This window comes from Streptomyces hygroscopicus subsp. hygroscopicus, assembly GCF_030269125.1.
Taxonomy (GTDB): Bacteria; Actinomycetota; Actinomycetes; order Streptomycetales; family Streptomycetaceae; genus Streptomyces; species Streptomyces hygroscopicus_C.
Map to the genome: position 1 here is coordinate 422,936 of NZ_BSSM01000003.1, position 13,761 is coordinate 436,696.

The 13,761-nt window shown below is 70.6% G+C and carries 14 protein-coding genes; 11 read left to right on the plus strand and 3 right to left on the minus strand.

What is annotated here, in order from left to right; translation table 11 throughout:
• Positions 1–113: 113 nt before the first annotated feature.
• Positions 114–2,873: a helix-turn-helix transcriptional regulator gene (locus QSK45_RS10015; RefSeq protein WP_285555256.1), complete on the plus strand. Its 2,760-nt coding sequence runs from the start codon at positions 114–116 to the stop codon at positions 2,871–2,873.
• Between the two features lie 224 nt (positions 2,874–3,097).
• Positions 3,098–3,541, plus strand: coding sequence for a cupin domain-containing protein (locus QSK45_RS10020; protein ID WP_285555257.1), 444 nt, complete (start codon positions 3,098–3,100; stop codon positions 3,539–3,541).
• Positions 3,542–3,595: 54 nt separating this feature from the next.
• Here QSK45_RS10020 and QSK45_RS10025 read toward each other — a convergent pair whose 3' ends face one another.
• Together QSK45_RS10025 and QSK45_RS10030 are read right to left on the minus strand one after the other, a co-directional pair.
• The gene (locus tag QSK45_RS10025) at positions 3,596–4,090 is read right to left on the minus strand and encodes a hypothetical protein (protein WP_285555259.1); all 495 of its coding nucleotides are present in this window, start codon (positions 4,088–4,090) and stop codon (positions 3,596–3,598) included.
• Between the two features lie 157 nt (positions 4,091–4,247).
• Complete coding sequence (locus QSK45_RS10030) at positions 4,248–4,814, minus strand: SsgA family sporulation/cell division regulator (RefSeq protein WP_285555261.1); 567 nt, start codon at positions 4,812–4,814, stop codon at positions 4,248–4,250.
• A 176-nt stretch (positions 4,815–4,990) separates the two neighbouring features.
• Between QSK45_RS10030 and QSK45_RS10035 the strand changes: the two genes are divergently transcribed.
• The 6 genes from QSK45_RS10035 to QSK45_RS10060 all read left to right on the plus strand — a co-directional run bounded on the left by QSK45_RS10035 (position 4,991) and on the right by QSK45_RS10060 (position 10,878).
• Entirely contained in the window at positions 4,991–6,523 is a 1,533-nt protein-coding gene (locus QSK45_RS10035) for a GMC family oxidoreductase (protein ID WP_285555262.1), read from the plus strand.
• A gap of 209 nt (positions 6,524–6,732) precedes the next feature.
• Positions 6,733–7,098 carry a hypothetical protein gene (locus QSK45_RS10040; protein WP_285555264.1) on the plus strand — a complete coding sequence of 122 codons (366 nt, stop codon included), beginning with the start codon at positions 6,733–6,735 and terminating at the stop codon, positions 7,096–7,098.
• A gap of 67 nt (positions 7,099–7,165) precedes the next feature.
• Complete coding sequence (locus QSK45_RS10045; RefSeq protein WP_285555266.1) at positions 7,166–7,996, plus strand: class I SAM-dependent methyltransferase; 831 nt, start codon at positions 7,166–7,168, stop codon at positions 7,994–7,996.
• A 261-nt stretch (positions 7,997–8,257) separates the two neighbouring features.
• On the plus strand, positions 8,258–8,482 hold the full coding sequence (locus QSK45_RS10050; protein ID WP_285555268.1) for a hypothetical protein: 225 nt from the start codon (positions 8,258–8,260) through the stop codon (positions 8,480–8,482).
• A 391-nt stretch (positions 8,483–8,873) separates the two neighbouring features.
• Positions 8,874–9,797, plus strand: coding sequence for an SDR family oxidoreductase (locus QSK45_RS10055; protein WP_285555270.1), 924 nt, complete (start codon positions 8,874–8,876; stop codon positions 9,795–9,797).
• A gap of 97 nt (positions 9,798–9,894) precedes the next feature.
• Positions 9,895–10,878 carry an alpha/beta hydrolase fold domain-containing protein gene (locus QSK45_RS10060; protein ID WP_285555272.1) on the plus strand — a complete coding sequence of 328 codons (984 nt, stop codon included), beginning with the start codon at positions 9,895–9,897 and terminating at the stop codon, positions 10,876–10,878.
• 199 nt (positions 10,879–11,077) lie between these two features.
• Here the strand turns inward: QSK45_RS10060 and QSK45_RS10065 are convergent, their stop codons facing one another.
• The gene (locus QSK45_RS10065; protein ID WP_285555274.1) at positions 11,078–11,686 is read right to left on the minus strand and encodes a helix-turn-helix domain-containing protein; all 609 of its coding nucleotides are present in this window, start codon (positions 11,684–11,686) and stop codon (positions 11,078–11,080) included.
• Between the two features lie 110 nt (positions 11,687–11,796).
• Between QSK45_RS10065 and QSK45_RS10070 the strand changes: the two genes are divergently transcribed.
• The 3 genes from QSK45_RS10070 to QSK45_RS10080 are packed head-to-tail and all read left to right on the plus strand — an operon-like array spanning position 11,797 to position 13,716.
• Positions 11,797–12,282 (plus strand): hypothetical protein, encoded by a 486-nt coding sequence (locus QSK45_RS10070; RefSeq protein ID WP_285555298.1) that lies wholly within the window; start codon positions 11,797–11,799, stop codon positions 12,280–12,282.
• 29 nt (positions 12,283–12,311) lie between these two features.
• A complete protein-coding gene (locus QSK45_RS10075; protein ID WP_285555300.1) occupies positions 12,312–12,947 on the plus strand; it encodes a class I SAM-dependent methyltransferase in 636 nt (211 codons plus the stop codon).
• Positions 12,948–12,978: 31 nt separating this feature from the next.
• Positions 12,979–13,716 carry an SDR family NAD(P)-dependent oxidoreductase gene (locus QSK45_RS10080; protein WP_285555302.1) on the plus strand — a complete coding sequence of 246 codons (738 nt, stop codon included), beginning with the start codon at positions 12,979–12,981 and terminating at the stop codon, positions 13,714–13,716.
• The last annotated feature ends 45 nt before the right edge of the window (positions 13,717–13,761 follow it).

Consider the following 13,761-nt stretch of genomic DNA (forward strand, 5'->3'; position numbering starts at 1 on the left):
AATCGTAAAGTCATGTATGTTGGACATGTACGAAAGAGTCAGTCAGTCGCCATGGCTCACCTGTACACCCTAGGCTGCCCACGGTGACAGCGGGACCTTCCAGAGGTAGGCCCATGGACGATGCGACTCCTCCGTCGACACTGTTCGGCCGGGACCAAGAGCTGCGGAGGATCGAGACCTTTCTCGAGGAGGCTCGGCGTCGGGGTTCTTCGCTCTTCCTGTACGGCGAGCCCGGCGTGGGCAAGACACGCCTGCTGGACGCCGCCGTCGAGCGCGCCGATGCACAGGACGTACGCGTCATCCGGGCGACCGGAGTGCAGTACATGGCGGACGTCAGCTACGCGCTGCTCGGCGAGGTGCTGCTCCCCCTGGCCTCGGGAATCACCGAGTTGGACACCGTGTTCCGGGATGCCCTGCAGGCGGCTCTCGGTATGCGGACCGGGCCGGTTCCACCACGGCTGGTGATCCTCAACGCCTGCCTCACCCTGCTGCGCCGCCAGGCCGAGGAACGCCCGCTCCTGCTCGTGGTGGACGACCTGCCCTGGGCCGACGGCCCGAGCGCGGTCGCGCTCGGCTTCGTGGCCCGGCGGCTGACCGGCAGCAGGGTCGGTCTCATCACCGCCACGCGCAACGACGAACGCGACCACTTCGAGCGCAGCGGGTTGCCGACCCTCCAGGTCAGGCCGATCGACGAGCGCTCCTCGGACGAACTGCTGCGCGCGGCGTTCCCCCGGCTGGCACCCGGCGTGCGGCACCGTCTCGTCGCCGAGGCCCGCGGCAATCCGCTGGCGCTGCTGGAACTGCCCGCGGCCCTGGGCCCCGACCAGTTGTCCGGCGTCGCGGTGCTGCCGGACGTCCTTCCGCTCACCCGCCATGTCGAGTCGGTGTTCGCGGCGCGTGTCGCCTTGCTGCCCGCCCTGACGCAGGAAGCCCTCCTCATCCTGGCCCAGGAGGGTACCGGCGATCTACGGGTGTTGCAGCGGGCCGCCGGCGCCGAACCCGCCCTCGAACACCTCGCACCGGCGGAGAGCGCGAAACTCATCAAGGTCGATCTCGCCTCGCGGCAGGTGGAGTTCCGTCACCCCCTCGTACGCTCGGCTGTGGTGGAGTCCGCCGGGGAAGCCGACCTGCGCCGGATCCACCGGCTGCTCGCCGGTCTGTTCACCGATGACCCCGAGCGGCGTGCCCTGCACCTCGCCGAGGCGGCGAGCGGGGCCGACGAGTCGATCGCGAGCCCGCTGGAGCAGGCCGCCCGTCGCAAGCTCCGTCGCGGCGACGCGACCGGTGCGCTGGCGGCTCTCGTCCGCGCAGCGCGGTTCAGCACCGCCGCCGACGACCGCTGTCGGCGGCTGGCCCATGCTTCCTACCTGGCCGCCCACCTCACCGGTGAGCTGGGCACCGCCGCTCGCCTGCTGGCCGAGATCCGCGCCGTCGGCCCTCGGTCCGGCGGCTCGCTGCACGCGGCGGCGGCCGCCGCCTACGTGCTCATCGACAGTGACGGCGACGTCGAGACGGCTCACGCCATGCTCGTCGATGCCGTCGAGAACGGCGACCACGGCTACGAGGCCGCTCGCCCCGACCTCGTCGAGGCCCTGCACGCGCTGCTGATGATGTGCTGGTTCGCCGGCCGGGAGGACTTCTGGCCGCCGCTGTACGCCGCGATCGACCGGCTCCGGCCGCAGCCCCCGGAGCTGCTGCTCCTCATGAGCAGGGCCCTGCCCGACGCCGCCCGCACCACACCCGGGGAGCGGCGGCGTCTGACCGAACTGATCGACCGCCGGCAGGAGTGGCGGGAGCCCCATCAGCTGGTCCGCCTCCATGCCTCGGCGATCTACCTGGACCTCTTCGGTGGCTGTCGTGCGCAGGCGTGGGGCCTCGTCGAGAACGGACGGGCGGGCGGGGCCGTGCGCAGCGCGCTGAGCGCGCTGCTGCACCTGGGGCTCGACGATTTCGCGGCCGGACGCTGGGAGGAGGCCGAACGGCTGGCCGACGAGGGCCTGGCACTCTGCGAAGGCCACGGGTACACCTTCGTGGCCTGGTTCTTCCACCTGCACAAGGCCCTGCTCGCGGCAGCCCGCGGCGACGCGGAGGTGGACCGGTGGGCCGACGAACTCACCCGTGTCACCACTGCTCGCAGGGCCCATGGCGCGGCCGGCACCGCACACCACCCCAGAGCGCTCGCCGCCGCCGGACGCGGGGACTGGGAGAGCGTCTACCAGCACGCCTCCCGGCTCAGCCCCGCGGGCTCGCTGGCCCCCTACACCTCCCACGCCCTGTGGGTGGCCCTCGACCTCGTGGAAGCGGCCCTACGTACCGGGCGCACCGCGGAGGCGGAGGCGCACACCCGGGCGATGCGGGAGTCTGGGCTGCCGGATCTTTCACCCCGGCTCGCCCTGCTCACCCTCGCCGCCGAAGCGCTCGTGGCACCCGACGAGGAGGCACTGGCCCTGTTCGAGCGCGCCGTGTCGGCCCCCGGTGCCCAGCACTGGCCGTTCGACTACGCACGCGTGCAGTTCCTTTACGGTGAGCGTCTGCGTCGTGTCGGCGACGTGGCAGAGGCCCGCTCGCACCTCATCACCGCCCTCACCGTCTTCCAGCGGCTCCAGGCCGCCCCTTGGGCGAATCGGGCGGGCGCCGAGCTGAGGGCCGCCGGCCGCAACCGCCCGCTGCCGGTCGCCGGGGGCACGGGGACCGGCAGTCTCACGGCCCAGGAGGTGGAGATCGCCATGCTCGCCGCCGAGGGACTGACCAACAAGCAGATCGGCGAGCGGCTCTTTCTCTCGCACCGGACGGTGGGCACCCATCTCTACCGCATTTTCCCGAAGCTGGGCATCACTTCCCGTGCGGCGCTGAGGGACGCGCTGTCGCAGTAGGAGAGCGGGCGTGCCGTCGGCGGCATTGATCCTGGACGCGGAGTGACGGCGGGCTGTCGACACAGCCTGTGCACCATGCGTCCATGTCGTCTTCACCGCATGCGAGCACCCAACTGGCCACACCGACATGTCACCACTGACGCTCAACAAGTAATGTCACTTCGACCTCCGAGAGGCACTAACATGAGTCCCGCTTCCAACGACATATGTCGAAAGGTTATTCAATGACCAGGAATATGGCCCGTGCCGGCCTCGCCGCGGCCGCAGTCGCGGGACTCTCGCTGGGTGCCGTGGCCGTGCCGGCCTCCGCCACGCCGGCCGGACCGGGCGTGACCGGAACCATCATCTCCAAGACCACCATCGGCTCGAAGGACTACATCCTGCGGCGCATCACCCTGTCGCCGGGGCAGAGCACGGGCTGGCACTACCACGACGGCACGCTGATCGGCTACGTCGAACAGGGCACCCTGAGCCACTTCGACGCCTCGTGCGCCTCGGACGGCGTCTACAAGCAGGGCAGCTTCATCAAGGAGCCCGCGGGCGAGGACCACGTACACATCGGCCGCAACCTCGGCACCGTCCCGGTCGTCCTGGACGTCCTCTACGTCCTGCCCCACGGCGCGCCGCTGTCCGAGGACGCCCCCAACCCGGGCTGCGACTTCCAGTGACCGCCACCGGGTCCCGTGCTTCCTCACCCCGGAGGGCGGGACCCGGTCTCCGGCTCAGACCGCGACGTACCGCACCGCATGCCCCATCTTGATCCGCCGGGCCTCACCCCTCGCGACGAGCCCCTCCAGGGTCGTCCGGACCACGGTGGTCTTGATGGCCCGGTCAGGATGCGCCTCGCTCAGCGTCACCGCGATCTCGCGGCACGAACAGGGTCCGGACCGCTCGCCGAGCTGGGCCCGGACGAGGCTGACCAGGGTCGGCACGCGGTGCCTCGGCCCGTCGGCGCCCCGTCCCGACGAGGCGCGGGCAGCCGTGTTCCCACCGGCGGAGGCAGCAGGATTCCGGAGCGGGATTCCGGTTCGCAGAGCCCGGCACATTGTCATGAGCACGGCATGCGACTGCTGCAGGGCACCGAGTCGTGCTTCGAGCTGCTTCAGCTCGGCGCGGATTCCGTCCTGTTCCTCGGCATTCCGCTCCAGATCACTCGCCAACCGGGCACTGTAGCTCGTCACCAAGTCCGTGGTGGCGGTCGCCTCGGTTCCGGGCATTCGGCACCTCCTTGGGTCGGCTCCGAGTGCAGATCACGCTCCGACGTATCTCTCGGACTGCCGCCACGGGACACACGTCACGGAGGTCAGTACATGAACTCAGTGTGACACCCCTTGGTGAGATGCGCAGCTGTAAGTACAGAAGAAGCTGAGCGTCTCATTCGATCAAGTGAGTCAACTCATCCCATGTCACCCATTCCGCTTCCTGCCCCTCGGGCACAAGGCGGTAGGTCTGAAGGAGCCACTCGGCGACCGTCTCGGCCGGCAACTCGAAGCGGGCAGTGTGGGGGGCACGCCCGACTTCCACCCACAGGAACCACCCGTCGGCCCCGTCGTTCTCCGGCCACACGGCGACATCACCCTCGCCGGCGCCGTTCGTCAGTCCGTCGGCGAGCAGTTCCCGCGAGAAGACCCACCGTACCGGATGCTCACCCTCCGAATTGAGGATCAGCGTGACGGCGTACGGGTCCCGCACGTCGTAGGAGAACTCACACCAGATGGCCACCGGAAACCGCTTGGCGACCCAATACGTCGCGGCGGACGTGAGATGCGCTTTTCTCATTCCGTCCACCCGCTTCCCGACGACGAGTGTGAGGGGTGGTACTTCACTGTTTCCGGCTGTTTCATCTGCTCGCTTCCCGCTTCGGGGAACAGGGTCGCCCCGCACCACCTCGTTCCACCGCTTCATGATGCTGGCCGCTCCGGCTTCTTTCCCATCCGTCATCTGACGGTGATTTCCCCGGGGAAGCGGCCGCGACGCTCGCGACGACCGCCTCATGGCACCTAACTGAGACCTTTCACTTAACCCTTTGCGCGCTCACGAGACATGTAAAGTAATGTATGTTCCTGCCCATATAAGTCACTGAGCAGCCACGTGACGCACCTGGAGAAGGCTGGACGATGCACACAGAAACTTATGATTACATCCTGGTGGGTGCCGGCACGGCTGGATGTGTACTGGCAGCCCGGCTCTCGGAGGACTCGGAGGTCCGCGTCCTCCTGATCGAGGCGGGCAGCGCCGAACCGCTCGACCTGATGGCCGTTCCACCCGCCTGGCCCGCCTTGATGGGCTCCGACGCCGACTGGGCCGATCACAGCGTTCCACAGGGAGGCGCAGGCGGCATAGTGGTGCCCCTGCCGCGCGGGCGGGCCCTCGGCGGCAGTTCCTCCATCAACGCCATGACGTTCCTTCGCGGGCACCGCTCCAGCTACGACGCATGGGAGAAGGCCGGCGCGACCGGCTGGACGTACGACGGGCTTCTTCCGTACTTCAAGCGCAGCGAGAACCTGACGGGCGTACCCGGCCGTGACCCCCGATACCGCGGCATGAAAGGACCGTTGCGGGTCGCTCCCGCCGCCCAGCCCCACCCGCTGTCCGAGGCATTCCTCGAGGCGGTGCGGCAAGCGGGCCACCCGGTCACGGAGGACTTCACCAGCGGTCTGGACGAGGCCTTCGGACGGGAGGACCTGACCATCGTCGACGGTCTCCGCCTGGACGCGGCCACCGCGTATCTCCGGCCCGTCCTCGACCGCCCCAACCTGACCGTGGTGACGGACGCCCTCGCGCACCGGCTGACCTTCGACGGCGGACGGTGCACGGGTGTCGAGTACGGGGTCGGTGAGCAGCCGCACAGCGCGCGGGCGACCCGGGAGACGGTACTCACTGCGGGCGCGCTGGGCTCCGCCCAGTTGCTGATGCTCTCCGGCATCGGCCCCGGGGACCACCTGCGCGAGGTGGGCATCGAGCCGCGGCTCCACCTCGACGGGGTGGGGGCGAACCTCCAGGACCACCCGTTCACCGGAGTCGTCTACCAGTCCTCCCGCCCGGTTCCGCCTTCGACGGGCAATCACGGTGAGGTCGCCGGGCTGATCCGCACCGACCCGTCCCTGGACGGCCCCGACGTCCAGTTGCAGATGGTCGACGTGCCGCTGCGCGAGGACACTCTGCCCGGACCCGCGATGGACCAGGGGTACATGCTCATGGTCGCGCTCATGCGGCCGTTCAGCCGGGGCACGGTCCGGCTGGCCGACGCGACCCCCGGCAGCGCGCTCGTCGTGGACCCGCGTTACTACACGGATCCCCGGGACGTCGATGCCCTGGTGCACGGTCTGCGCACGGTACGGGAGATCGGCCGGACCGCGGCGCTGGCCGAGTGGCGCGGCGAGGAGGCACTGCCCGGTACGGACGTCCAGGACGACGAGGCCCTGCGCGCCTACGTCCGCCGCAACATCCGCACGTACGCCCACTACAGCGGCACCGCCCGCATGGGCACCGACGACGGCGCCGTGGTCGATCCGCAGCTGCGCGTACGGGGCGTCGAGGGACTGCGGGTGGCCGACGCCTCCGTCATGCCGACCATCGTGTCCGCCAACACCAACGCCACGGTGTACGCGATCGCGGAGCGAGCGGCGGAGCTGCTGCGGGCCCAGTGACGGGGGTGACGCCCTGACCGGGTCTCACTCCGGGAGACCCGGTCAACGGGTGGGTGCAACATGTCATGTCCCTGTTCCCGCCTACCACCTCACACCTATCGCCTGGCATAGTGATCACTACCAGGTGACTCGGACATCAGAACTGTCACTTTCCTGAAACACATGATTCTTTCTCCTCAACACACCGGTGCCCCTCGAAGGAACCACATATGCCCGAGCCCCTTGCCTTGGCCAGTCCGGCCGCCTCTCCGTCCAGTCTCCTGGCCGAGCTTGCCACCGCACTGGAACACGACGGGGTCACGGGCGAGTGGACGCCGACCGCGTTGGAGCGGAGCCTCGCGCGGCGCCTCGTCATCGGCTCGGCGGGTGATCTGCAACTGACTCCGGGGCTTCTGCGGTCGGCCCTGTGGGAGGGAAGTGTCGCGCTCGCCCACGAGAACGGAGGACGGTTCGGTTCACTTCTCGCTCTGTCCTTCAGCGTGGCCGAGTCGTCCGAGGCGGACCGCGACGACGTCCTCACCCGAGTACGGAAGGTGATGGAGCGCGTGCATTCCATGGAATGGGACACCGCCTGATCCGTTTCCCTGAGCGATTCGTATTTCGCCGGGTCGCTGTTCTGCGAAGAGATCAGCGAGGAGAGAAGTGACCGACACAGCAAGCCCGCCGGCCCCTTCCGGGGAGGTGTACGGCGACCATGTCTTCTCGCACCTGCGTCCGGACGAGGCCGAGCGTCTCGAAGCGCTCGCCCAGGCCCTGGACGAGAACACGTTCCGGCGCCTTGGCCGCCTGCCTCTGCGGGCGGACTGGCACTGCCTGGAGATAGGAGCCGGACTCGGGACCACCGCCCGCTGGCTGGCGGCCCGTTGCTCGCGCGGACGAGTCGTCGCAACGGACATCGACACCCGGCTCTTCCCCGATCCCGGCAGCAGAAACGGCTGGGAGGCGCGGGAGCACGACGTCACACGGGACGAGTTCCCCGCGGGTTCCTTCGACCTCATCCACGCCCGCTGGGTCTTCTCCCACCTGCGCAGCCGGGACGCCGACCTCACGAGGGTCGCCCGCTGGCTCAAGCCGGGCGGCTGGCTCGTCGTCGAGGACCTGGCCCAGTTCCCGCTGGGGTCCTCTCCCAACCCCCTCTACCGCAAGGTCAGCCTCGCCATGTGCGCCGCGGTGCAGGCGCGGATCGGCACCGACTGCACATGGGCCCGTGACCTTCCCCGGGTGCTCGGAGCGGCCGGCCTCACGGCCGTCGGGACGGAGGCGTCGGCGTCCTCGGTGGGCCCCACCCCCATGGGCCGCTTCTGGCAGCTCAGCGCCGAACAGCTGAGGTCGGACCTCCAGGAGACCTTCGGCATCACCACCACCGAACTGGAACGGTTCCTGGTGGAGGTCCGCAGCGGAGGACTCACGGACCTGTGTCTGGGCACCGTCGCGGCCTGGGGACAGGCTCCGCCCCAGCTCGTCGCCAGGTAGGACCGTTCGCGGCCGACGCCACGGCGGGCCATTGCCTCACCGGGGAATGGACCTGGCCGGCTCGCTCCCGGGTGTTCCCTCGATCGAGGGAACGTCTCGGTTCCCGTTCGTACACGCCTCCCCCGCGTCGGTCCGCCGCGCCCATGACCGCGTTAGCCTGCGCCTGCGCTCGCAAGCCGTGCCGAGCACATCTTGATGTGAAGTGGGAAGACATGAAGGCCAGCCACGTGCCGCGGTCTCGCGGAGAGGTCGCACGAGGTCATGCCGGGCGGCGGCCTCTGGATACGCGGCCGGCGCGAACGTGCCGACGCGCCCTCGCCGTCCACGCCGGTGGACGCCCGGCACGAACTGGTGCTGTACGACAGCGGTGACACCCGTCTGCGCGAGGAATTCCGCCGGATCGCCGAGGAACTCGCGCAGACTGTCTCGGCCGAGCACGACGTGCCCATCGTGGTGCGGGGCACCGGACGGGTGGACGAGCCCTGACGACGGCCCCCGGCCGAATGACCGTCCGCCGTCGGCACCGGGCTGTCCGCCCACGCCTCCCGGGCACGGGAACGGACCCCTCACCTCCGCGGGCCGGTCCCGGCTCCTCCGGACGAGTACGCCGGCCTCAGGACGTCCGTATCCACTGGACGGTGATTTCCACGGCTCCTCCCCTCGCCGGCTCATCGAGCATTCCGCTGTCTGCGGCGGGGCATGGAGGACCCGCTCGACGCGTCGGCCTGGCGCTGAACGCCGTGGTGATTCCCCACCCGCGATGACAGACTCTGACATCAGAGTGACGACAGAGACTGACATCGGTGCTACGGTGATGTCACGGACTGACATCACGGCTCCTCGCCCCGGTGGGGAGCCCGCAGCAGGAAGGAACGCCATGCGCGTCTTCGTCACCGGAGCCTCCGGACACGTCGGCTCCGCCGTCGTCCCCGAACTCCTCGAAGCGGGACACCACGTCATCGGGCTGGCCCGCTCGGACAAGTCCGCCGCCTGGTTGACGGCTGCCGGTGCCGAGGTGCACCGGGGCGACCTCGACGATCTCGACGGCCTCGCCGCGGCCGCCGCCGCGGCCGACGGCGTCGTCCACCTGGCCTTCAAGCACGACGCCATGTTCGCCGGCGACTTCGACGGCGCGATCGCGGCCGATCTGCGCGCCATCGGCACCCTCGGGGACGCGCTCGCCGGCACCGGCAAGCCATTGGTGGCCACCTCGGGGACAGTGGTGTTCGCCTTCGCGGGACTGCGGGAGGCCCTCACCGAGGCCGACGCGCTCGACGGGGGCCCACGGATCGACGCCGAGAACGCGGTGGTCGCACTCGCCGAACGCGGCATCCGCTCGTCCGTCGTCCGGCTCACTCCGACCGTGCACAGCACACTCGACCACAACGGCTTCATCCCGACCTTCATCTCCATCGCCCGGTCCAAGGGCGTCTCCGCCTACGTCGGCGACGGGGCCAACCGCTGGCCCGCCGTGCACACGCTCGACGCGGCACGCCTGTACCGGCTGGCGCTGGAATCCGCGCCGGCGGGATCACGGCTGCACGCCGTCGACGACGAAGGGATCACCTTCCGTCAGATCGCCGAAGCCATCGGGCGCGGCCTGGACCTCCCCGTGGTCAGCATCCAGCCGGCCGAGGCCGAGGCCCACTTCGGCTTCCTGAGCGCCCATGCCCAGGCCGACAACCCGTCGTCGAGCGCGCTGACCCGGGACCTCCTGGGATGGAAGCCCGTCCGGCCCGGCCTCGTCGACGACCTCGGCCAAGGCCACTACTTCGACGCCCCCGCGACCACCCCGCGCTGAGCCCGCCCCTTCTCCGTCCGCCCGCCCCCCGCGCGTCCAGACGACCCACCATCCCTTGCACGACCGGCTGCTGTGCAGCCGCGAGGAGACGAACGACATGAACACCCAGAACACACACGAGCGGATCGACCCCGAACTCGCCGAGGCCCTGAAGGCGGTGCCGATGACGGAGGCGGGGGTGTTCGACCTCGGCGACCTGGAGGGCACACGCGCCGGCGTCCGCGCCTTCGCCGAGGCGATCGCGGCCCAGATACCGGATGAGCCGTCCGTGTCCGTCGAAGAGGTCGACGTGGTCCGCCCGGACGGATCCACCCTCTCCCTCCGGCTGCTGCGGCCCATCGAGGCGGCCGGGCCGCTTCCGGTGCTGCTCTGGTTCCACGGCGGGGGGCAGGTCCTCGGATACGCGGCCCAGGACGATCCCACCCTCAAGCACCTGGTCCGGGAGGTCGGCTGCATCGTCGCCTCCGTCGACTACCGGCTCGCGCCGGAGGCTCCCGCCCCGGCCGCCGCCGAGGACGGACTGCTCGCCTATCGCCGGCTCCGCGGTGAGGCAGGCGCGCTCGGCATCGACGAGGGCCGGGTCGCCCTGGCCGGGCAAAGCGGGGGCGGCGGCATCGCCGCGGCCACCGCGCTCATGATCCGCGACCATGGCGAGCCGGCGCCGCTGTTCCAGGCGCTGAGCTACCCGATGCTCGACGACCGCAACACCACCGCTTCGAGTCACGAGGTCACCGGCATCGGCATCTGGGACCGCGCGACCAACATCCTGGCCTGGAACCTGATCCTCGGGGACCGCACCGGCGCCGACGAGGTGCCGCCGTACTGCGCGCCCGCACGCGCGAGCGACCTCACCGGCCTGCCGCCCACCTTCATGGCGGCCGCCGAACTCGACGTCTTCCGCGACGAGGACCTGAGCTACGCGACCAGGCTCCAGGCCGGCGGCGTGCCCGTCGAACTGCACCTGTACCCCGGCGCCTACCACGCCTTTGACCTCTTCGCCCCCGAAGCCTCGGTGAGTGCCGCGTACGCCCACGCCTGGTACGGCTATCTGCGCCGCCAGTTCTCTGCCCGTCAGTCCTGAGCGGAGGGCTCGCGCCCCAGCCGCGCGGTGCCGGCCGACAGGCCGTCACCCGGGCCTGATACCGCCGCCCGCTCCCGCCGACATGCGAACCGCGCCCACGCCCTGACAACGCCAACGGCCGTACGGGTCCCTCGTACCCGCGCGCGCCGAGCGGACGGCGGCGGTACACATGCGTGGTGGCCTTCCCGCCGTGCGCGCGTCACTCGGGGCCCGCTGCGGTGCCGTCGCGCCGTACGGTCCGGGCCCGGAGGTGCGCGCGCTCTCCCTGGTGGCCCAGGAGGCTGAGGATCTCGACGGGGTTCTCGTCGGCGTTGCCGAACCAGTGGGGGGTGCGGGTATCGAATTCGGCCGCTTCACCGGGCCCCATGACCAGGTCCTTGTCCCCCAGGACCAGGCGCAGGCGGCCGTCGAGGACGTAGATCCACTCGTAGCCCTCATGGCTGGACTGCTCGGGCTCGGGTGAGCGCATCTTGGGCGAGATGATCAGTTTGTACGCTTGCAGGCTTCCCGCTCGCCGAGTCAGGGGCAGCATGGTCATGCCGTGGCGGGTGACGGGCTTGAGCCGCAGGCGGGGATCGCCGGTCTGCGGCGCCCCGATGAGTTCGCCGATGTCCACGCGCAGCTCGCGCGCCAGAGGGAGCAGCAGTTCGAGGGTGGGGCGGCGCTGACCGCTCTCCAGACGGGAGAGCGTGCTCAGGGAGATCCCGGTGGCCTGGGCGAGGAAGGTCAGCGACAGGTTGCGCTGAGTGCGCAGCCCTTTCAGGCGGGGCCCGACCGCCTCCATCGTCGATGCGGTCTCTTCGTCCATGCCCCTACCTTGCCACCGCAGCAAGGATCTTTGCATGTTGATCGGCGTGGTCCGACTGTGTCGAGCAGGCGCCCCGACGCGGGCGATGACACAGGACAGGAGACCGTGCGATGACCCGAGGCAACTCGCCCACCGCCCCGGCGGGTGGGCCTGATACCACGCCGGCGCCGCCGACCGGTGCGATGGTGGGCGTTCGCCGCGGCTCGGTGGCGGCGGCCGGGGTGGTTCTGGTGCTGACGCAGCTGATGTTCGTCGTGGACACCTCGATCGTGAACGCGCCCCTGCCCGACATCGGCCGCGAACCGGGCTTCTCCAGCACCGGTCTGTCCTGGGTGGTCACCGCCTACGCGCTGGCCTTCGGCGGGATGATCCTGCCGAGCGGCAGGGTCGGCTCCATGATCGGCCCTCGCCGCGCCCTCGTGGGCCTGCAGCAACTCGGCGGCGCCATGGGCCTGGCCGTCCTCACCAGCGTCCTGGCCACCACCGGCGGCCTGGGCGCGACCCTCTTGGCCACCGCGGCCTTCCCGCCGGCCGGGCTCATCCTCTTCGGCGTGTGGGCCCGCCGCACACCCGCCCCCGACACCACCCACGCATGACCCTGCCCTGCCGTCCGAAGGAGTCCGTGATGACCGAGAACGACCCGCGTTTCAGTGCCGCCTTCTGGGACCGGCGCTACAGCGGCACCGGCCAGGTGTGGAGCGGTGAGCCCAACTCCGCGCTCGTCGAGGAGGTCTCGCCCCTCGCGCCCGGGGCGGCGCTGGAGGTGGGATGCGGTGAGGGCGCGGACGCCATCTGGCTGGCCGGACAGGGCTGGCAGGTCACCGGCGTCGACTTCTCCTCCCAGGCCCTCCACCGGGCCGCCGGGCACACCCCTGCCCACCTGGCCGGCCGCATGACCTGGCAGCAGGCGGACATCCGCCGCTGGCAGCCCGGCGAAAGGCCCCTCTACGACCTGGTCACCACATCCTTCAGCCACTTCCCCCCACCGGTGCGGGAAGCGGTCTTCGCAGCCCTCGCCGCCCGGGTCGCCCCCGAAGGGCACCTGGTGATCGTCGGCCACCACCCCGGCGACCTCAACACCGCCATGCCCCGCCCGGCCGACGCCGGCCTCTTCTACACCGCCGACGACCTCGCAGCCCACCTCCCCGGACACGAGTGGAAGGTCCTCACCCGAACCGCGCGCCCGCGCGCGGCCACCACACCCGACGGCACGCGGGTGACCGTCCACGACACCGTCCTCACCGCCCGCCGCACCCGCTGAACGACCGCACGACGGAGAAAGAAGCACGATCATGAACAAGGACCTCGCCCGGCAGACCGCCCTGGTCACCGGAGCCACCGCGGGCATCGGCCGCGCCACCGCCCTGGCCCTGGCCGCACGCGGCGCCGACATCATCGTCCACGGCCGCGACGAGGACCGCGCGGCCGACACCCTCCAGCGGATCGAGGCCCTCGGAGCCACCGCCCGCTTCGAACCCGCCGACCTCGCCGACCCCACACAGGTGACCGCGCTCACCGAGCGCGCCGGCCACGTCGACATCCTGGTCAACAACGCGGGCGTCTTCCACTTCGCCCACACCGCCGACACCGACCCGGCCACCTTCGACGCCCACATCGCCGTCAACCTGCGCGCCCCCTACCTCCTCGTCCAGGCCCTCGCCCCCGGCATGACCGCACGCGGACACGGCGCCATCATCAACATCAGCAGCGGCGCCGCCGGCACACCCGGCCCCGGCAGCGGCATCTACGGCGCCACCAAAGCCGCCCTCGAATCCCTCACCCGCGTCTGGGCCGCCGAATACGGCCCCGACGGCGTCCGCGTCAACGCCGTCGCCGCGGGTCCCACCCGCACCGAAGGCACCGCCGTCTACGGCGACGCCTTCGAATCCGCCGGACAGGCCGTCGCCCTCAAGCGCCTCGCCGACCCCGAAGAGATCGCCGCAGCCGTCGCCTTCATGGCATCCCCGGACGCCAGCTACGTCAACGGCGCCGTCCTCGGCGCCATGGGCGGCCTACCCGCCCTCGGCTAGTTGTTCTGTCCACGGAGGTTGGTGACGCAATGCCCCGACCGTCCT